Source organism: Sphingopyxis sp., from assembly GCF_035565275.1.
Classification (GTDB): Bacteria; Pseudomonadota; Alphaproteobacteria; order Sphingomonadales; family Sphingomonadaceae; genus Sphingopyxis.
Genome location: NZ_DATMST010000153.1, coordinates 1 through 19,543, shown reverse-complemented (window position 1 = coordinate 19,543; position 19,543 = coordinate 1). Strand labels below are relative to the sequence as shown.

Below are 19,543 nucleotides of genomic sequence, written 5' to 3'. Positions count from 1 at the left end.
CGCCAGCCCCTTTCATCGATGCGACTCATCAACGCCATTTACAATAAAGTCAACTTGTTTATTATGGATCGCGAAACAGGCTCGGGGAGAGCGATATGGATATCCAAATGCCAAGGGCGGCCCAAGGCGAAGCGCGCGGGGCGACCAAATGGGCCTGGTACGGGCTCGCCGTGCTGCTTATGACGACGCTCTTCGCCTTCGTCGTCCGCCAGATGCTCAGCCTGGTAGCGCCGTCGCTCCAGACGTCGCTCGGCTTTACCGACTTGCAACTCGGCATGTTGCAGGGGCTTGGCATGGCGGTCTTCGCCAGCGTCGCGAGCTATCCGATGGGCTGGCTCGCCGACCGGTTCGGGCGCCGGCTTCTGCTCGCGCTCGGGGTCGCCTGCTGGTCACTGGCGACCGCGCTCTTCGCTTTTCAGGACAGCTTCGGGGGCCTGTTCGCCGCGACGATCGGAATCGCGATCGGCGAGGCGGGGCTCGCGCCGATCGTCTTTGCCCTGATTCCCGATCTGTTTCCCGAACGGCAGCGCAACACCGCGAATTTCATCTTCTACGGCGGTTCGCTGCTCGGCGCCGGGCTTGGCATGGCGCTCGGCGGCGCGATGTTGCAATGGCTGGCGGGAGCGCACATGTTGCCCGGCTGGCTCGCCGATATCGACAGCTGGCGTCTCGCGATGATGCTGATCGCGCTTCCGGGGCCGATCTTCTTCCTGCTCGTCCTGACGATGCCGCTCGGCCATCACAGTGGCGGGGCGGGATCGCCGACCGCTGCCGGCGAAACGGGTCCCCGCGACTTCATCCCCTATGCGACCGTGCATTGGCGCACGCTGGCCTGCATCTTCGGCTCGATTTTCGCGATGGCGGTCGCGATGACCTCGGGGTTGATGTGGTTTCCGCTGGCGCTGCCGCGCGCGTTCGGGATCGACCCGGCGACGGTGGGCGTCGGACTCGGTACCGCGATCACGATCGCGACGCTTGCCGGCGTGTTGCTTGCACCGCTGGCGCTCAGGTTGCGCCGGGGCGATGCCGACCTCGACCCCGTCAAGGTCGCCGCGATCTTCGTCGCACTGACCCCGCTTCCCGCTGCCTTGCTGCCTTTCACGACATCGGCCTTTCAGGCCTATGCCATCGCGGCGGTGCAGGGCGCGCTCGGCATCGCGGCCTCGTCGCTGATGCCGGGCGTGCTGCAAAATCTGGCGCCGCCGCACCTCCGTTCGCGCGTGCTGGCGCTGCTCGGCATCGTAAACGCGCTGGCGCTCGCCGTATCACCCTTGGCGATCGGCTGGATTTCCGGGCTGATCGCGGGGTCGCGCGGTATGCTCTACGCCATTACGATCGTCAGCCTGCCGGCGCTGATCGCCTCTGCGGTCCTGATAACCTTCGCACCCGGCCCTTATGCCTCGACTCTCCGGGCGATCCGGCCCGCGCTTTCAAAGGATCCAGCATGACGACGACGCGATCGACCGGTCCCGCCCCTCAGGACATGACCGACATGCGCGAGGCGATGGCGTCCGGGCGCGTCACCGCCTCCGCGCTGATCGATCGGGCGATCGAACGCGCCGAAGCGGTCAATCCGCAGCTCAACTTCATCGCCTGGCCGACCTTCGAGCGCGCGCGCGACCAGGCGGCGGAGCCGCGATCGGGTTCGCTCGCCAGCGTTCCGACGCTGATCAAGGACATGCTTCCCGAAAAGGGCATCCCCGCGAGTTTCGGCTCGGCCGCGTTGCGCGATTTCATCCCGCCCGACGACGCCCCCTATGCGCGAGCGATAACGAGCGCGGGGCTGATCTCGATTGCGCGCTCGGCGATGCCCGAGCTGGGGCTGAACGCCGTCACCGAATCGCCCTTGCTGGGTCCGACGCGAAATCCGTGGAACCGCGACCATACGCCGGGTGGCTCGTCAGGCGGCGGCGCGGCGGCGGTGGCCGCGGGAGTGGTCCCCGTCGCCCACGCGAGCGACGGGCTCGGATCGATCCGCCACGGCGCCGCGCCCTGCGGGCTCGTCGGCCTGAAGCCGTCGCGCGGCCGCAACGCTGGCGAAGAGGCGTTCCGGTCGATCGCCGACCTCACAGTGAACGGCTGCGTCAGCCGCAGCGTGCGCGACACCGCCGCTTGGCTTGAGGCGACGCAGACGCGTGACCCGAGCTGCCTGCCGCCGGTTCCGCTGGTGACCGCGCCGGTCGATTATCGTCTGCGCATCCATGCCTACAGCAAGGTGATGCGTACCGGCGCGCTGCCCGACGCCAGCGTCCGGCGGGTTTTCGGGGAGGCGATCGTCTTGCTCGACCGGCTCGGGCACCAAGTCTCGGACGCCGCCCTTCCCTTTGACGGACCGGCGGCCACCGAACTGCTCGGCACGATTACCGAAGGCATGTTCAGCCGCCGCCTCGGCATGCTGTCGCAGGCGATCGGGATCGAGGTCAAAGCCGCAGATCTCGAACACCGCTCGGCGACGCTGATCGCGGCGGGCGAGGTGGTCGGTGACGAGCAATTCGCCGCGGCCTGGACAGCGATGGAGGGCGTCGTTGCGGCCTATCTCGACCGGCTGGAGCAGGTCGACATCTGGATGACGCCGACGCTCGGCACGGAAATCCCGCGAATCGGCGTGTTCGGCCCCGATGTTTCATGGGACGATCAGAAGGACCCGCTGATCGATTATGCGGGCTATTGCTGGATCGACAATTTCGCCGGCACCCCCGCGATCAGCCTGCCGATCGGTTTCAGCGACAACGGGCTACCGGTGGGGATTCAGTTCGCGACCCGCCTTGGCGGCGAAGCCTTGTTGCTGGCGCTCGCCTATCAGTTGGAAGCCGCGGTCGAATGGCAGCGACATATCCCGCCGATATGGGTCGGAGACCGGTGATGGCGCAGACGTTCGGGGCCGTCCTTGGAACAAGAGCCGCGAGCGATGCGGGAATCGAAGAAGCGATCCGTTACCACGACGGCGCTGCCAGCTGGCGCGAGTTCGAGGCTCGAACGGCCGCCCTCGCACAGGCGTTGGTCGATCTGGGGGTGAAAGTCGACGACCTTGTCGCACTGACGCTCCCCAACGGGATAGACCATCACATCGCCAGTTTTGCCATCTGGCGGGCGGGGGCAACGCCCTGCATCCTCCCCGCAAAGCTGCCGGAGCGCGAGTTCACGCAATTGATCGAGCTCGCCGGGCCGCGCGTCCTGATCGGGCGCGGCGACGAAGCACCGGAGGGGATGATCCGGATTGGTGCTGATGCCGGGAACGCCCCGGTTGATCTGCCCGGCGACCTCGCCGCCGCTCTACGCGATGAAGCCGGCAAGGTCAGGCGCTCCGCTTTACGGAAAGAGCGGCTGGCATAACCGGCAACGAGGGCGTTTCACCGGATCTCACCCGAAACGGGCCACCGGAGACGGACGATAGCCCAAGTTCAATGTCGGGAGGCGCGAGATGCCGCTCTTTCGCCCGGCAAGGCGGCCGGAGCGATTTTCTGCGTCGGCGGCGAGGGCTTCTGCGTTCCGGCGCCTTCGAACAGGACGCGATTGCGGCCTGCTATCTTGGCTTGGTACAGCAGCTTGTCCGCGCGCTCGAAAAGCGACCGGAGTTCATCTTCGTCCGAAGCCGCGTCGCTAGACAGGCTCACGCCCATACTCGCCGTGACCGGCCTTGAAAGGCCGGGGACTGTCAGGGCCACCATAGCGGGAATCGCCTGCCTCCGGCGCTCCGCCAGGTCGAATGCTTCGTCGCCGCGCAGCAGGAGTATGAATTCCTCGCCGCCGAGACGGTAGGCAAGCACATTTGCGTTGGGCTGGAGTGCCTTGGCGGCGGCTTTGAGAACCGCATCCCCGACGGCATGGCCATGCATGTCGTTGACCGCCTTGAAGTGATCGAGATCGATCACAGCGAGCGTATCGAAACCGTCGGCGCGATGCCCGGTATAATGCTCCTCCAGAGCCCGGCGATTCAACAAGCCGGTCAGGGGATCGCATTCGGACAGGCGTTCGAGCAACTCGGCCTCGGTGCGCGCGCGATCGCGTTGCTTCTTGAGCGTCATGAATCGATCCGCAACGCCCATCGCTGTCGACATGACCTCGAATACGCAGCCAAAATAGAACAGCAGCATGGCGTCCTCGCTGTTCAGCGAGGGAAAAAGGCCCGTCACGAGCCGGGTCAGCCCGACCACGACCATCGGTGCCCAGCCGACCATCTGGAATTTCGCCGCCCGGCTGCCGCGCCGGAGGGCGTCGATCATCGACCAGATGAAAATCGCGAGAATGGGCGCGAAGCCCGCAGTATATATGGTCGACTGGATCGGGCGCGCGACAAACGGGAAAGCGGCGTGAAACGAGCTCAGGAATATGGCCGCGCAGGCGCAATAGGGCAAGGCGCCCCGAAGCTTTGGATGAAGGCGCCCCGGCTCGACGAAGCTGTAAGTGAACATGGCGCCCGACGCGACGGACAGGCCGAACATCATGGTGGCCATCCAGCTGAGCGTCATGACCGGGAAGTCGAGGAGAATGGCGGACAAGCCTGACGATATCAGGATGGTGAGCATCAGCGAGACGGCGAGCGCCGAATGCCAGACGACGAACGGCTCGCGCAATATGCGGTAAAAGGCCGCGTTGAACACGAGCGGCATCAGCAACATCCCGCCCAGGCCGGCCAGCAGGATCAGGAAGCGCGTGTGAGCCGGGCCGTCGGAAGGATCCGTCGAGGCGAGATAGGCCCGCTCGAGCGTCATGCGATGGCTCGGCCGATCGAATGCCACGATGACTTGTCGCGTTTGGGGCGACATGTTCGGCAAGCGGAGTTTGAAATATCCGCCGTAGCGCGAATTGAGGAGCGCGCTTGCGGGAACACTCGTCCGGCGTATCGCACCGTCGGCTTCGATCGACAGGATATGGACCGTTTCCAGCGCCGCGCGGCGGGATAACAGGTAATGGGGAGGCGCGTCGTTCGGATCAATTTCGAATCGGAGCAGGACCCGTTCGGCTTCGATCGAATATCCGCGGTCGCCGCAATGCCATCGCCGGGAAGACCCGATGGCGGCCGCCGGGCTTTCGGACAACGACCCCGATGCCCAGCAGGTGCTGTCTGTTCTGGATGTCGGCGTATTCGCCGCCGCGGGAGAGAAAGGGGCCAGCAGAATTATCAAGATGGCTATAGCAACCACCCTTTTCGCGACGACCCAGGACATGAGCGAACCCTGACACCGAAAACTTATGATGCAGTTAACCTCGATCGGCGGAGTCTGCATTGGCAAGCCGCCCGAACAAGGCGATCCGGACTAAGTCGTTGATGCCAAAGGAGTGTGGTGCCGCTCAGGACTCGAACCTGTGACCCCATCATTACGAATGATGTGCTCTGCCAACTGAGCTAGAGCGGCAACGATGGGCGCCTCTATCAGCGTGTCGGGACGAAGGCAGGCATCGTCAGGCAGAATCTGGGACTGCATCGGGCGGTTTTGCTCGTCTCGCAGGGGATTGCAGGCGGGGCTGCAAGACGGTTTCCTTTTCCGGGATTCGTCCCTTCGGAAGGCCAGGCTGCCATCGGGCAACCTGGGCCATCCCGCGAGGTTCTGGCGGCAAGATTACGCAGGCGTAACTTGCCGCCCATCCTTCGGCAATCCGGCCGCCGCTACCCCTGCCTGTCGCGCGATGGGAAAAAGATGTGCCGCTGCCGGTCTCCCGATCCGAACTCGATGAGCGTACGTGCCGGCTGATCTGCCCGATCGCGGCAGCGATGGTCGGCGTCTGCCTGACCGGGATCGGCATATTGCAGGTAACGATCAGCGTCGCGCGCCGCACCACGCTTGCCGACGACCTGCTGTCGATCGACGCGCTGCTTTTCCTGACCGCGATGCTGTCGTCCTATTTCGCCTTGCGCCTGAATTCATCGCGGCGGTTGCACCGGCTCGAACAACTCGCGGACGCCAGCTTCATCGCCGGCATGCTGTTGATGACGGTCGCCTGTTTCGTCATCACCTATGCCGTCCATATCTAGGAGCTGCGATGGCTCGCGGCGACCGGCAGCGTCAGGCGGACGAGGAGGCCGCTCGGGTGATTGGCTTCGAGCCGCATCGTACCGCCATGCAGGTGCGCGATCGTTTCGACGAGCGACAGGCCCAGTCCGGCGCCAGTCCCGCCGCGCGCCGGGTCGAGGCGAACGAAGCGCTGTACCGCTTCGGCGACCTGGCTTTCGGTAAGGCCGGGGCCGTCGTCGGCTACCGCGAGGCTTATGGTACCGTTTCCGGCGTCGCGCGCCTCGATCCGGATTACCGATCCCCCGGCGGCATATTTCAGCGCATTGTCGACGAGGTTCGAGAGCGCCCGCACGAGCAAGTCGCGGTGCGCGCGAACGCGCAGGTCCACCGGGGCGTCGACGACGATCGCGAACCCGCCGTCCTCGGCAAGCGGTCCGTAGACCTCTGCCATGTCGTCGAGGAGCGGGGACAGGAGAAAATCGGTAAACTGGTCGCGGCCGATACCGGCCTCGGCGCGGCTGATCTCAAGCGCGGTGTCGAGCAGGCGGTGCAGCGCGTCGGCTTCCTCTATCGCCGCGCCGATCGCCAGCCGTGCCTCGGCATCGTGGGTGCGTCCCAGCCCCTGTTCGAGCCGCGCCTTCATGCGCGACACGGGCGAGCGCAGGTCGTGTGCCATTGAATCGGTGACCATGCGCAATTCGCGCACAAGGCCGGCGATACGGCCGAACATGGCATTGATCGAAACCGCCAGCCGGTCAAAGGCATCGCCGGTCTCGTCGTGCCTCACGCGCGTGTCGAGCCGGCCGCCGACAAATTCGGTCGCGGCGTCGGAAAAGACGTCGATACGGCGTGCCAATATCCACGCGACGAAAGCCGCCATCAACCCCGCGATCACGACACCGACGGCCAGCGCATAGAGAAACGCCGCCTCGCTGGCGTCGGCAAGCTGGCGCTCAGCTTCGAGTGTCTCGCCGGTCAGCAGCGCCGCGCCGCCCGGAAGCCTTGTCGTCACCACGCCCATCGGTTTCGCAGCGGCTGTGCCTTCGCTGTAAAGCCGTATCTGCCGCCAGGGCGTGGTATCGGCGATCGAGGGGGGCCATCCACGTATATTGCCCGCGATCCGCCGTCCGTCGGGGCCCTTCAGCAGCACAATGAAATTGCGGTCGTCGCGGACTTTCAGGCGGTATTCGATCGCCTCGACAAGCCCTTGCAACCCTTGCTGCCGATATTCACCGACCAGGTCGTCGCGCGCGACTTCGGCCGCGGTGCGCGCGTCGGCGAGGATCGTCGCGGCGGTGAAGCGGTGAATGACGGTCAGGCCGAGCGCGAGCGCCGCGACCTGCGCCAGCACGAGCATGAAGGTCAGGCGGACGATCGTGCTGTTGAACTTTCCCCGCCCCATGCGCGCTAGTCCGGGTTGCCGAGCATGTAGCCCGCGCCGCGAATGGTGTGGACGAGCGGCTTGTCGAAGCCGTCGTCGACCTTGCGGCGGAGGCGGCTCACATGGACGTCGACGACATTGGTGCCGGGATCGAAATGATATTCCCATACCCCTTCCAGCATCATCGTGCGGGTCACGACCTGATCCTTGTGGCGGAGCAGATATTCGAGCAGCCGGAACTCGCGCGGCTGCAGGTCGACGCGCTTTCCGGCGCGGGTCACGCGACGGCTCAGGAGGTTCATCTCGAGATCCTCGCACGCGAGCAATGTTTCGACCGCCGCGCCGCCCGACGGCCGCGCCATCAGCAGCTGCAGCCGCGCCAGCAGTTCGGAAAAGGCGAAGGGTTTGGTGAGATAATCATTCGCGCCCGACGTCAGCCCCTCGACCCGCGCGTCGACGGCGCCCAGCGACGAGAGGATGATCACCGGGGTCGTGATCTGCGCCGCGCGCATCGCGGCGAGTACGGCCATGCCGTCGATCCCGGGCAGCATGCGGTCGAGAACGATTGCGTCATAGCCGCCGCCGGTCGCATGAAAAAGCCCGTCGCGCCCGTCGGCGGCATGATCGACGACAAAGCCTTCGCCGGTCAGGCTCTTGCAGATGAAGTCCGCCGTCGTGCGGTCGTCCTCGATCACCAGTATCTTTCGCGACATTGCGGCGATTCCCACGCTAGCGGCGCATCGCCGGTGCGGCCTTATACCGCCTCTCGCCGGCTTGGCGAAGGTGAAGGCTCACACCTTCGGCTTCGTCGTGCGGCATGGCTGCGGAGACCGGACGCCTTTTCGCGACGGGACGCGAGACGATATTATGGACCGCCGCAATGCCGAAGGCAAAGGCCATGCCGCGCGGCCCCGCAATATAGCGCGGTTCCCAGTGCGTCGCGAATTTGGCCTTGTAGTTTCGTAGCCCTTCGAACCCGTAAAAACTCTCGCCGTGGCGAAACAGGAAGGCAGCGCCGCGCGCCCATGCCGGCGCCAGCTTGCGCCCGTCGATCCCGGCCAATGGCGCGACACCGAGGGTGAACCATCGATAGGCTTCGGCCTGCGCATGCCGGATCAGGCGAACGAAGAGGAAATCCATCACGCCATAGGGGATGTCGCGCCTGTGGCGCATCAGATCGACCGATATCTCTTCGCGGTTCGGTGTCGCAAGGATGTTGGCAAAGGCGATGATGCGGCCGTCGACGCGTACGACCGCACAGGGGAAGTTCTGCATGTAGCCGGCGCCGAAGCTGCCGAGGCTGAACGCCTTTTCACGCTGTTTTTTCGCGTCGAGCCAATCGTTCGATACCGCTTCAAGCTCGGTGAGATGATGCGGCACGTCGGCCGCGGCGATGATATCGAAGGTCGCGCCCGCCTCGATGGCGCGGCGTTCGGCATGGCGCAGCGACTTGGCGTGCGGACCGGCGAGCGAAAAGGTGGCGAGATCGACGCGGGCCTCTTCGCCATATTTGACGATCGACAGGCCAAGGTCGATCGCCGGCGGAAGGCACGCGGCGCTGATCTGGTAGAGCAGGACCCGGCCCTGCGCCGCATCGGCGCGTTCGCGCAATCGCCACAGCAGGTCGGGCCAGCGTTCCTCGCGCCCGACCGGGTTGCCCATCACGATCCAGTTCGCGCCCTGCACGCGGTACATCAGAAAGGCGTCGCCTTCGTTCGCGAGAAGGAACTGCTTGTCACCGGTCCAGGCGAGGAAGGCGTCGCTATGATCGGTCACCGCCAGCGCGGGGCCGAGCTGGTCGAACGCAATGTCCCTGTCGCGTGCGGCGCGCGGCGACGGGGCGAACAGTTGCCAGAGGGCGAGGCCGGCGACCAGCACCGCGATGCCGAACAGCGCGCGCAGGAAGCGCGGCGCATCGCCATTGAGGGTGAACTGCCACCACAGGCTGCTGGTATAGGCGACATGTTTGTATGCGAAAAAACCCGCGAAGGCCGACGCCATGACCGCGGTCAGCGCGGCGGCGATCCATCCGGTCGACAGCGGCGCATCGAGCAGCGAGGTCGTGCGATAGAAGGCGGGGCGGCTCCACTGGAGCGCGGCGCCTATTGCTGACAGGACCAGCGCCTCCTCATAATCGCCGCCCTTGGCGAGCGAAAAGATGATCGCGGCGACAAGCAGGGCGCGCGTCGCGACGAAGGCGCCGTCGAGGCGGCGCAGCAATCCGGGCGCCAGGAACAGCAGCAGCGTTCCCGACAGGCTGGCGGCGATATGCGACGCCTCGACGAAGGGTAGCGGCAGGAAATGTCTGAGTTCGTGCATGCGGGCAGCTTCGGCCGGGGTCGCGCCCGACAGCAGCAGGATCAGCCCGCCCGCGAACACAAGCGCTGCGAGAAGCGGCGGCGCGAGTTCGCGAAGCAGCGACTGTCCGGCTTGCGTCGCCTGTCGTGCGGGTTGCCGCCAGGCCTTGCCCTCGTGCCAGACGAGGAGCAGCGCGGCGAACAGCAGCGGCAGCAGATAATAGATGACGCGGTAGGCGAGCAGGGCGGCCAGAAGCTGTGCCTTGTCGCCGGGGACGGCCGCGATCACGACGGCCTCGAATACGCCGAGCCCGCCGGGTACATGGCTGATCAGCGCCGCGATGATGGCGAGGGCATAGCCGAGGAAGAACACCGGATAGGCGGCGGCGTCAGGGGCGGGCAGCAGGACGAACAGCGCCGCGCTGGCGGCGGCGAGGTCGAACGCGGCGACGGCGGTCATCGCCGCGCTGCGCGTCGCGTTCGGCAGCGGCGTTCGCCAACCGCCGATTTCGATCGCTTTCACCCCGAAATGCCGCAGCAGCAACGGAATGAGGCACAATGTCAGGACCGCCAGCCCGGCAAGATGCAGCCAGTGAAGCGAGAGCCCCCGGTCGAAGAAGGGCAGAATCTGCCTGCTCGTCGCGGCCGCAAGGCCCGCGAGAAGGAGGACGCCGTTCCAGAAGCTCAGGCTGGCCAGCGCGATCACGCTGCCGATTTCGCCGCCGCTGAGGCCCGCCGCGCGATAGATGCGGTAGCGCGCCGATCCGCCGGTGAGCAACGCGAGCCCCAGATTGTGGCTGAGCGTATAGCTGGTGAAAGCGGCGAGCGCCCAGGTTCGCCACGGCAGGGGCCGGTCGATGGTCCGGAGTGCAAAGCGGTCGTACAGCGTCAGCATCGCATAGCTCGCAGCGGTCAGCAGCAGCGCCGCGCCGATCTGGCCCGCCGACAGCGCATCGAAGGCGTGGCGGATTTCATGCGGGCGAACCGAGTGCAGCAGCCGGAACAGCGCGGCGAGGCCGAGCGCCGCGACCATCAGCGCCGTGCCGATCGACACGGGCCGCCTGTTGCGCCGGATCCATTCGACGGCGTTTCCGGGCCGGGTCATTTCCGGATCCAGTCCTGGCGCTTGCAGATCAGCCCGCCGAGGATGCAGCCCGATATGCGCAGGCTGTTCGGCGTGCGGAGTTCGATCGTCGAATAATAGCGACGCCCCTGATCGGGAACATAGACGCGGCCGGTCCAGCGACCCGCGCCGCTCGCGCGGTAGTCGCTGAGCAGTTCGGTACCGACCAGCCTGTTCACGCCGGCCTCGCGCGCGTCGGCGACCGCCCCCGGACCCGCCCAGACGATGTTGCCGCACAAAAGCTGGCCGCAAGGGCGCGTTTGCACAATGATGGTCCCCTTCGGATTTTGCCACAGTCCTATCGGGGTCGCCGGCGTTGCGGCATCGGCGCCGCTGCCCGGCAGCAACAGCAATGCCATGGCCAAAGCCCTCATCTCATTCGCTCCTTGCGGTTTGCCCGCCGCCAATTGCGGGCAGGATTGCGGCTTCGAGCGCGCGGTCGTCGGATTTCAGCCTGTGCCCCCCGGGCAGGGTGATGCGGCGAACGTTCGGCATCCGCAGTTCGGGGCACAGACTGTCTGCTTCGTCGGCGCCGTGGATGCAGGTCACGGGTATCCAGTTCAGCCGCGACGCGGTCGGCCAGGCGCGCTGGTCGGGGATTTCGAGACCCGCGAGTTCGATCGGCGAAGCGTGGAAGATGATATCCTCGCCGGGTACGACCAGTACGACCGCTTTGATCGGGCGCCGGGCATCGGCGGATAATTGTGCAAGGCCGGCGTGCAGCATGTCGGCGCCGAAGGACTGGCCGATCAGCACGACACGACCGGTTTTCCCCAGCTTCATCGCCCGCGCCATCGCGGTCCGGATCAACTGCGCGGCGTCCTGCGCCGTCCGCCGCGGAGAGAAATAGGTCAGCGAATTGACCGTGACGATCGCATAGCCGCGCGCGTGTAGCCGCGCCGCGATCTTCGGGGTCATCCCGGTGCGGTTGCCCATGTCGCCTGACAGCATGACGATCGCGGGCCTTGCGGCACCGGCGTTCGCGGCCGGGATGTCGCGGAACAGCGGCCCGTTATAATAGCCGGCGTGCAGATAGGTCGCCGACGCGGCAATGAAAGACGCGAGCATCAGGGCGAGAAGCCATTTCCCCGGGTGATGTGTCGCGCGGTCGGTCGTCATGGCGGGCGGTTCCTATGTTTCAGGGAGCGACGATACGCCTGTGCCTGCATCGGGAAGCTGGCCCATGGATTACGATATTGTCATGTCGCGGCCATGCCCCGGATGGATCGCGGGGGTTAGAAGGGGGCGTCCAAGACGGGGACCATCCCCCTGAAACCTCTCGCCGGTTCCCGTCTGGACATTCCGGTTCACCGCATCCGCTTTCACGCGGACCTATGGAGTGAAGAATATGGCAAACTTTCGTACCCTGGTCGGTCTCGGCCTCGCATCGACGATGATGATTACCGCACCGGTCTTTGCCTCGACCACTGCTGCCAAGCCCGCCAAGCCGGCCGTCGCTACCAAGACGGCGACCGCCACACCGTCGAAGCGCGCCGTCGGCACCCATCCCGCCAAGGCAGCGCATGGCAGCGCAAAGAAGAGCGCTTACTGACCCTGCCGTTACGGCAAGACGAACAAGCAGGCGCGGAAGGGCAGACCCCGGCACCCGCCCAGCCCTGACCCGCCGGCCGTCCGGCCAGTTCCCATTCTCGCGGGAGCTGGCCGGTTCGCCGTGTCTGCAATGCGCTTGTGATCGGCCTGACAGTCAACGCCCGCCAGTCGCCAAGGAAAAGGGCGCGGGAGTTTCCTCCCGCGCCCCGATCCTGTCCTGATCTGTCTTTGATCAGAATTCGTACGATACGCCGATCTTCAGACGCCACACCGACGAGCTGATGTTGATCTGGTTGTCGCTCGCGATGTTGTCGAGCCCGTTGAAGCCCGAGATCACGTAGCGGCCCTGGTTGTCGACCGCCCCCACGGCCGGTGCGATCGTGGTATTGCCATCGCGCACCTGCGCACGACCTGCGGTGGCAATGTCCTGAAGACCCGCGAAGTTGCGGCGCTTCTGCGCGTTCCAGTCGCTGTCGAGGAAGTTCAGGAAGTTGTCCATCATCGCATAGAGCTTGATCTTGTCGTTGCGACCGAACAGGCGGCCCGGCCCCGGCAGTTCCTGCGAGAAGCTGAGGTCGACGTCGAAATACCAGTCGTTCGTGCAGGTGTTACGCGAAATCGTCCGGCCGCGCGCCTTGTTTGCGCACTTCAGCCCCGAAATATAGCTGTCGAGATCGGACGCATTCTGCGCTGCGGTACGGACCACCGCGCCCGCCGAATTGAGCGTGTCGATGAAGACGACGTTCGGATCGTTCGGACCGGTGGGGATATAGGCGAGCGCGTTTTCAAAGCCCGACGCACTGTCGTTGAACTCGCCACCACCGGTGAAGGTCAGGCTGTACGGACGTCCCGACCGCGCGATGAAGCTGATGCCGATGCGCGTCGACAGATCCTCGAAGAATTCCTCGCGGAAGGCGAGGTAGGTCGAGATGTTGTGCCGGCTTTCATAGAAACCGCGCGCCGCCGCCGGGTTCTGGCGATCGAACGCGGCGACGAGGTCGTAGTTCGAACCCGCCGTCGAGTTGTACATGCTCCGGCGATCCTGCGAATCGGTATAGGCATAGCCGAGGTTGAAATCGACACTGCCGTTCTCGGTGAACAGCCCGCCGTCGAAGGTCTTCGACAGGATGAACGACGCGTTGTGGCTGCGATAGCCGGCGCTGTTGGTAAGCTGCAGCTCGTCATCGCGGCTGGTGCTGAAGCAGGCCGCAGTCACGCCGGTGTAGACCGGGCCGGGGTTCAGGCCGACCAGTTCGGCGTTGCAGTTCGCGGCATTCGGGTCGATCGAGGCATAGATCGGTCGTCCGTCGACCGTGAAGCCGTTCAACCCCTTGGTGATGTTCGGGGTCTGCGACAGGTCGACGAGCGTGAACGGGTTGCGATACTTGCTGTAGATATAGTCGAGGTTGACGTTCCAGCCGCTGAAGAAGCCCGACGGGGCGAAGTTCAGTTCGGAATTGAAGCCGATGTTGGCGCGCAGCACCGACGGCATCTTGATATTCGGGCTGATCGACTGGGTGTCACCCAGACCGCGAGCAGCGCTGTCCGACGCCGATTGCTGGAAGCAGCCCGGAACGCCGGTGAACTGGCCGTTGGTGACGACGCTGATCTGGCCGTTCGCGTCCTTGATCGGGGCGCACTGGGCGTCCGAGGTCGTGCCGGTGGCAAAGCCGCGGCCGTCGTTCTGGAACGCGTTCCCGAACCATACGAGCGGGTCGCCGCCGGAGAAGATGCCGACGCCGGCGGTCAGCTTGGGCCGGCCGAACACGGCGAAATCGTCCATGTCATAGGTCAGCGCGAGTCGCGGCATGACGATCGGATCGAGGTTGCTGAAACCGGTCGTGTTCGGGAAGCCGTAACGCTGCTGGAACACCGCATTATACTTGGGCTGGCCGCCCGAATACCAATCGGCACGCACGCCGACGACGGCCTTCAGGCGATCGGTAACTTCCCAGTCGTCCTGCGCGAAGATCGAGTAGGTCGACCGCTTGAACGCTGCCGCCGCGTCGCGGACGTCGCCGGTCGCCGAGAAGTTGCCTTCGGCACCGACCGCCGCACCCGAGTTGAGCTGCGCTGCGGTGGGATTGGTCGTCGAACCGCGCGCCAGCAGGCCGGCGCGCAGATCGTCGATGTTCTCGAAATAGAGCGTACCGGTGGCGTTCTGGACGAACAGGTTGAAGAGATCGGCGCGGTTCATTTCGAACCCGACCTTCAACTGATGTGCGCCCATGTCGAGCTTGGCAACCGCGCGATAGGCGTCGACCGTGGTCTGCAGATCGTTCGCGGCGCGCGAGAAGCCGGGCCCGGCCAGAATCTGGCCGAGGTTGCCGTCGCCGTCGTCGACGCCAACGATGATGCGCGGAATCGGATTGTCCGACTGCGCTTCGCCGCCGCCGATCGGATCCTGCCGGTCGGTGACCTTCGAACGCGAATAGCGCAGTTCGGTCGAGAAATTGTCGGTCCACTGCGAATAGAGGCGGCCCGAATAATAGTCCGACTTGGTGCCGCTCAGATAGAAGGTGTTGAGACCGGTGATGCGCGGGTTGCTCGCCGTGGTGCTGAAGTCGTCCGGACGGGTCGTCGCTTCCTCAAGGCGCTGATAGGTCAGCTCGAGGCGGTGATCGTCGTTGACCTGCCAGTCGAGACGACCGAAATAGCGGTCGTTTTCGAACGGGCGGCTGCGGACCAGCGGGCCGGTCTCGATGCCATAGACGCTGCTCAGAATGTCGGACACTTCGTTGAATGCCTCGACGGGAACGCCGGCGAGTTCGTTGGCATAGTTTGCGCCTGCCGGGCCGTCGTCCTGCGACTGGCCGGCTTCCTGATGCTCATAGGCGCCGAAGAAGAACAGGCGATCTTTGATAATCGGCCCGCTCAGCCACGCCCCCCAGCGCTTTTCGGCCTCGACTGGCGCGACCGGCAGGCCCTTGACCTTGTTGCCGCGCATGCCGTTGTCGCCATATTCGAAGAAACCGCCGAAATGATAGTCGTTGGTGCCCGACTTGGTGACGACGTTGATCGCGCAGCCCGTGAACGAGCCATAATCGACGTCGAACGGCGCGAACTGGACCTGCGTTTCGCGAACCGCGTCATAGGGGATCGGGGTCGAACTGCGCGAAGAGAAGCCCGTGTCGTTGAGGCCGTAGATGTCGCCCTGGCTGATGCCGTCGACGGTGAAGGCGTTGCCGCGGTCGTTGCCGCCAAGGCACGAGATGCGGTCCTGGCCTGAACCGCCGTCATCGCGGTCGAGGCTGACGCGCGGGTCGAGGCGGATGATGTCGCGGACGTCGCGATTGAACGAGGGCGCGCTGGCGAGCACTTCGGTCGAGAAGCTGGTGCCGGGGCCGACTTCGAGCTGCGTCACGCGGACGCGCGAGCCGGTCACGACGATTTCGCCGCCGCCCGAGGTGAGCGAGAAGGCAAGGTCGGTGCTGCCCTGCAGCGTCGTGTAGATGTTCTGGAGCGTCTGGCCCTCGAAGGTGTCGGCTGCGACCGAAACCGTGTAGGGACCGCCCGTCGTCAGGCCGGAGGTGTTGAAACGGCCATCGGCGCCGGTCGTCAGCGTGCGCGCGGCGCCGGTGCGGGTGTCGGTGACGACGACGGTCGCGCCGCCGACCGCGGCGCCGTTTTCGTCGTTGACCTGGCCCTGGATGCCCGTCGTGATCTGCTGTGCCTGGGCCGGCGCGGCGACGACGGTGGCGACGCTGATCGCCATCAGGCTAGCCGCGATCGAATAACGAAGTTTCATGTCAGGATGTCCCCTAATTGCAGTATGCGGCAGGCGCGCAATATGGGGCGCGCTTGACCTGCGAGCGCCCCTGAAGCCCGCATATGGCACGATTGTGACAGCAAATGTGACAGTGCAAGCCGCGAGCGGCGAGCGGTGTGCGGGAAGATGGAAAAAGCGCGAATTTGCGTAAGGCGCCCGATTTTATCCACAGGCGCGGATGTGTTTTTTCCGGAAACTGTTGCTGCAATGCAACATAAAAAAAGGGCGCCCCCAAGGGCGCCCCCTTTGCGACTCAGGCAGCGTCGCCCGCCGCTTCCTTCGCCTTGTCGGCATAGACACGCACGGGATCCTTGCGGCCTTCGACGACATCCTTGTCGACGACGATTTCGACGACGTCGGTCAGGTCGGGCAGGTCGAACATCGTGTCGAGCAGGATGGCCTCGACGATCGAGCGCAGCCCGCGCGCCCCGGTCTTGCGTTCGATCGCCTTCTTGGCGACCGCGACCAGCGCGTCGTCGGTGAAGGTCAGCGCGACCTCCTCGAGGTCGAACAGCTTCTTGTACTGCTTGACCAGCGCATTCTTGGGCTCGCCCAAAATCTTGACCAGCGCATCGACGTCGAGGTCCTCGAGCGTCGCGATAACGGGCAGGCGGCCGACGAATTCGGGGATCAGGCCGAACTTCAGCAGATCCTCGGGTTCGATCTGCTTGAGCACTTCACCCGAGCGCCGCTCGTCGGGGCCGGCGACATGCGCGCCGAAACCGATCGACTTGCCCTGCAGGCGGTCGCCGATGATCTTTTCGAGCCCGCTGAACGCGCCGCCCGCGATGAACAGGATGTTCGTCGTGTCGACTTGCAGGAATTCCTGCTGCGGATGCTTGCGGCCGCCCTGCGGCGGAACGCTCGCGGTCGTGCCTTCCATCAGCTTGAGCAGCGCCTGCTGCACGCCTTCGCCCGACACGTCGCGCGTGATCGACGGATTTTCGGCCTTGCGGCTGATCTTGTCGATTTCATCGATATAGACGATGCCGCGCTGCGCCTTTTCGACATTATAGTCGCTGGCCTGCAGCAGCTTCAGGATGATGTTCTCGACATCCTCGCCGACATAACCCGCCTCGGTCAGCGTGGTCGCATCGGCCATGGTGAAGGGCACGTCGAGGAAGCGTGCGAGCGTCTGTGCGAGCAGGGTCTTGCCGCTGCCGGTCGGACCGACGAGCAGGATGTTCGACTTCGCCAGTTCGACGTCGTCGCCGCGACCCGAGTTGGCGAGGCGCTTGTAGTGGTTGTGCACCGCGACCGACAGCACGCGCTTGGCGGTGTTCTGGCCGATGACATAATTGTCGAGGTGCTGGCAGATTTCGAGCGGCGTCGGCACCGCGCCGTCCTTGCGCGCGGCGATCCCGCCCTTGATCTCTTCGCGGATGATGTCGTTGCACAGCTCGACGCATTCGTCGCAGATGAACACGGTCGGCCCGGCAATCAGCTTGCGGACTTCATGCTGCGACTTGCCGCAGAAGGAGCAGTAAAGGGTGCTCTTGCTGTCCGAGCCACTCAATTTCGTCATAAAACTTCCTATGGCGAGCCCGAAAGGGGCCCTGCCGCCTTTATCCTAGTCCCCGGCCACCCAATTACAATATGGCAATTGGGTGACATGGGTTCAATGTCCGCATGGCACCAAAGCGTCAGGCTAGCGTCAAGAAACGCGGTTAGCGGAGCCTTGCGTCGGTGCAGGCGGTGCCGGCCCGCTCTCCCTCTCCCGGTCTCCCGACAGGCATTCTGCGAGAGGCGGGAAGGGGGAGCGAGCCGGCAGCGTAACACTGCCGAATCAGGGCGTGGGACCTTCGCTGACGTCCTTCGCCGCGTCGTCGCCGGGCAGGCCCGGGCGGCGGTCGTACACATGGTCGACCAGGCCGAACTCCTTCGCTTCGTCGGCCTCGAGGAAGGTGTCGCGGTCCATCGCCTTTTCGATCTCTTTCAGCGACTTGCCGGTATATTTTACATAGAGGTCGTTCATCCGCTTGCGGATGCGCAGGATTTCCTTGGCCTGGATCTCGATGTCCGAGGCCATGCCGCGCGCGCCGCCCGACGGCTGGTGGACCATGACGCGGGCATTGGTCAGCGCGACGCGCATGCCGGGTTCGCCCGCGGCCAGAAGGAAGCTGCCCATCGACGCCGCCTGGCCGATGCATACCGTGCCGACGCGCGGCCGGATGTACTGCATCGTGTCATGGATCGCCATGCCCGCCGTGACGACGCCGCCCGGCGAGTTGATGTACATATAGATGTCCTTTTTCGGATTTTCCGATTCGAGGAACAGCAGCTGGGCGACGATCAGCGATGCCATATTGTCCTCGACCTCGCCGGTGACGAAGACGATCCGTTCGCGCAAAAGCCTTGAGAAAATGTCGAAGCTGCGTTCGCCGCGGCTCGTCTGCTCGACGACAACGGGAACCAGAGCGGCTAGCGGATCAATCATCGAATATTCGTCCTTCGTTTCCAGGATGCCGCGCCGAGAACCGGCGGGCTGGCCCCTCCAGCGTCCTACATCGTCGCCAAGCGGAGCTCTTTCAAGGGGGCAAAAAGAAGGGGCGGGAAAGTCCCGCCCCGACTGGATTGTCTGATGTCGCTTCAGTCGCCCTCGCCGGGTTCGGGCGAGAAAAGCGTCTCGAACTTGTTCTCGACGCCCTTGAATTCATCGGCGTCGGCGGGGCTGTCCTTCTTGACCGTGATGTTCGGCCATTCGGCGCTGAACTTCGAATTCACTTCAAGCCATTTCTCGAGACCGCTCTCGGTGTCGGGCAGGATCGCCTCGGCGGGGCACTCGGGTTCGCAAACGCCGCAGTCGATGCATTCGTTCGGATTGATGACGAGCATATTCTCGCCCTCGTAGAAGCAGTCGACGGGGCACACCTCGACACAGTCCATATATTTGCACCGGACGCAGGCATCGGTGACGACGTAGGTCATGGGTAACGGCTCCCTTTGTCGGCGGCACCCTTGCCGTCCGGACAGAACATGGACCCGCCTCTATGCCGCGCGGGCGCGGTGCGTCAACGCAAAGCGACAGTTGCGAATCACTCTCATTCGATAGGCAAATCGGTGCGTCTGCGGGGGACAGCTTTCCTGTTCCCCCCGATAGCTCAGCTCGTGCCGGCGGGATCGAGCCGGACGTAACAGGCCTGCGCTTCCGGCGCCGGGCCGCGCCGCGCCGGGAGCGAGAGAAGGCGGATCACCTCGATCCGCTCGCCGACGGGCAGTACCAGCGTGGCGCCCGCGTGGACCGCGGCCGATGCCCGCGTCATCCGCCGCCCGTCGAGCCGGATATGCCCCGCGGTGACCATCGCCTGCGCGATGCTGCGCGAGCGTGCGAAGCGCAGGTACCAGAGCAGCTTGTCGAGCCGGATGCTCCCCGCGGCGCCCGGACTCGTCATCAATCTTTGCGCGCGTCCGCAAGCAGGGCCGCGAGGCCCGCGAAGGGACTGTTCGGTGACGGCCCGCGCCGTTCGG

General features: G+C 65.0%; 17 protein-coding genes and 1 tRNA gene. 6 read left to right on the top strand and 12 right to left on the bottom strand.

The annotated features are described in order from the left end of the window. Window positions 1–107 precede the first annotated feature (107 nt). Genes VN047_RS10630 through VN047_RS10620 form a run of 3 tightly spaced genes read left to right on the top strand, consistent with a single transcriptional unit; the run spans window position 108 to window position 3,333 of the window. Window positions 108–1,448 carry an MFS transporter gene (locus tag VN047_RS10630; protein ID WP_325542466.1) on the top strand — a complete coding sequence of 447 codons (1,341 nt, stop codon included), beginning with the start codon at window positions 108–110 and terminating at the stop codon, window positions 1,446–1,448. Beyond that, window positions 1,445–2,863, top strand: coding sequence for an amidase family protein (locus VN047_RS10625; RefSeq protein ID WP_325542464.1), 1,419 nt, complete (start codon window positions 1,445–1,447; stop codon window positions 2,861–2,863). The genes VN047_RS10630 and VN047_RS10625 overlap by 4 nt, the downstream gene beginning before the upstream one ends. Further along, window positions 2,863–3,333 carry a class I adenylate-forming enzyme family protein gene (locus VN047_RS10620; RefSeq protein ID WP_325542462.1) on the top strand — a complete coding sequence of 157 codons (471 nt, stop codon included), beginning with the start codon at window positions 2,863–2,865 and terminating at the stop codon, window positions 3,331–3,333. Before VN047_RS10625 ends, VN047_RS10620 begins: the two co-directional genes overlap by 1 nt. 68 nt (window positions 3,334–3,401) lie before the next feature. Here VN047_RS10620 and VN047_RS10615 read toward each other — a convergent pair whose 3' ends face one another. Further along, entirely contained in the window at window positions 3,402–4,712 is a 1,311-nt protein-coding gene (locus VN047_RS10615; protein WP_325542460.1) for a diguanylate cyclase, read from the bottom strand. Window positions 4,713–5,013: 301 nt separating this feature from the next. On the opposite strand from VN047_RS10615, the gene VN047_RS10610 reads away from it, so the two are divergent. Then, window positions 5,014–5,181: a hypothetical protein gene (locus VN047_RS10610; protein ID WP_325542458.1), complete on the top strand. Its 168-nt coding sequence runs from the start codon at window positions 5,014–5,016 to the stop codon at window positions 5,179–5,181. Between the two features lie 102 nt (window positions 5,182–5,283). Here VN047_RS10610 and VN047_RS10605 read toward each other — a convergent pair. Continuing rightward, window positions 5,284–5,357: transfer RNA gene (locus VN047_RS10605), tRNA-Thr, on the bottom strand. A 284-nt stretch (window positions 5,358–5,641) separates the two neighbouring features. Between VN047_RS10605 and VN047_RS10600 the strand changes: the two genes are divergently transcribed. After that, window positions 5,642–5,974, top strand: coding sequence for a hypothetical protein (locus tag VN047_RS10600; RefSeq protein WP_325542456.1), 333 nt, complete (start codon window positions 5,642–5,644; stop codon window positions 5,972–5,974). Here the strand turns inward: VN047_RS10600 and VN047_RS10595 are convergent. The 5 genes from VN047_RS10595 to VN047_RS10575 are packed head-to-tail and all read right to left on the bottom strand — an operon-like array spanning window position 5,971 to window position 11,874. Beyond that, on the bottom strand, window positions 5,971–7,356 hold the full coding sequence (locus VN047_RS10595; protein ID WP_325542454.1) for a sensor histidine kinase: 1,386 nt from the start codon (window positions 7,354–7,356) through the stop codon (window positions 5,971–5,973). The genes VN047_RS10600 and VN047_RS10595 overlap by 4 nt on opposite strands. A 5-nt stretch (window positions 7,357–7,361) precedes the next feature. Beyond that, window positions 7,362–8,048, bottom strand: coding sequence for a response regulator transcription factor (locus tag VN047_RS10590; RefSeq protein WP_325542452.1), 687 nt, complete (start codon window positions 8,046–8,048; stop codon window positions 7,362–7,364). Window positions 8,049–8,064: 16 nt separating this feature from the next. Then, window positions 8,065–10,737 carry a bifunctional lysylphosphatidylglycerol flippase/synthetase MprF gene (gene mprF, locus VN047_RS10585; RefSeq protein WP_325542450.1) on the bottom strand — a complete coding sequence of 891 codons (2,673 nt, stop codon included), beginning with the start codon at window positions 10,735–10,737 and terminating at the stop codon, window positions 8,065–8,067. Beyond that, window positions 10,734–11,129, bottom strand: a complete 396-nt coding sequence (locus VN047_RS10580) for a DUF2147 domain-containing protein (RefSeq protein WP_325542448.1) — start codon at window positions 11,127–11,129, stop codon at window positions 10,734–10,736. Before VN047_RS10580 ends, mprF begins: the two co-directional genes overlap by 4 nt. A gap of 1 nt (window position 11,130) precedes the next feature. Beyond that, window positions 11,131–11,874, bottom strand: a complete 744-nt coding sequence (locus VN047_RS10575; protein ID WP_325542446.1) for an AcvB/VirJ family lysyl-phosphatidylglycerol hydrolase — start codon at window positions 11,872–11,874, stop codon at window positions 11,131–11,133. A 229-nt stretch (window positions 11,875–12,103) separates the two neighbouring features. Between VN047_RS10575 and VN047_RS10570 the strand changes: the two genes are divergently transcribed. Then, on the top strand, window positions 12,104–12,307 hold the full coding sequence (locus tag VN047_RS10570) for a hypothetical protein (protein ID WP_325542444.1): 204 nt from the start codon (window positions 12,104–12,106) through the stop codon (window positions 12,305–12,307). A 231-nt stretch (window positions 12,308–12,538) separates the two neighbouring features. On the opposite strand, the gene VN047_RS10565 is transcribed toward VN047_RS10570, so the two are convergent. The 5 genes from VN047_RS10565 to VN047_RS10545 all read right to left on the bottom strand — a co-directional run bounded on the left by VN047_RS10565 (window position 12,539) and on the right by VN047_RS10545 (window position 19,467). After that, on the bottom strand, window positions 12,539–16,054 hold the full coding sequence (locus tag VN047_RS10565; RefSeq protein ID WP_325542442.1) for a TonB-dependent receptor: 3,516 nt from the start codon (window positions 16,052–16,054) through the stop codon (window positions 12,539–12,541). A 274-nt stretch (window positions 16,055–16,328) separates the two neighbouring features. After that, window positions 16,329–17,600, bottom strand: a complete 1,272-nt coding sequence (gene clpX, locus VN047_RS10560; RefSeq protein ID WP_325542440.1) for an ATP-dependent Clp protease ATP-binding subunit ClpX — start codon at window positions 17,598–17,600, stop codon at window positions 16,329–16,331. 261 nt (window positions 17,601–17,861) lie between these two features. Beyond that, window positions 17,862–18,512, bottom strand: a complete 651-nt coding sequence (gene clpP, locus VN047_RS10555; RefSeq protein WP_062185127.1) for an ATP-dependent Clp endopeptidase proteolytic subunit ClpP — start codon at window positions 18,510–18,512, stop codon at window positions 17,862–17,864. A gap of 152 nt (window positions 18,513–18,664) precedes the next feature. Then, window positions 18,665–19,003, bottom strand: coding sequence for a ferredoxin FdxA (gene fdxA / locus VN047_RS10550; protein ID WP_058537747.1), 339 nt, complete (start codon window positions 19,001–19,003; stop codon window positions 18,665–18,667). 173 nt (window positions 19,004–19,176) lie between these two features. After that, on the bottom strand, window positions 19,177–19,467 hold the full coding sequence (locus tag VN047_RS10545) for an RNA-binding S4 domain-containing protein (protein WP_325542436.1): 291 nt from the start codon (window positions 19,465–19,467) through the stop codon (window positions 19,177–19,179). Window positions 19,468–19,543: the final 76 nt, after the last annotated feature.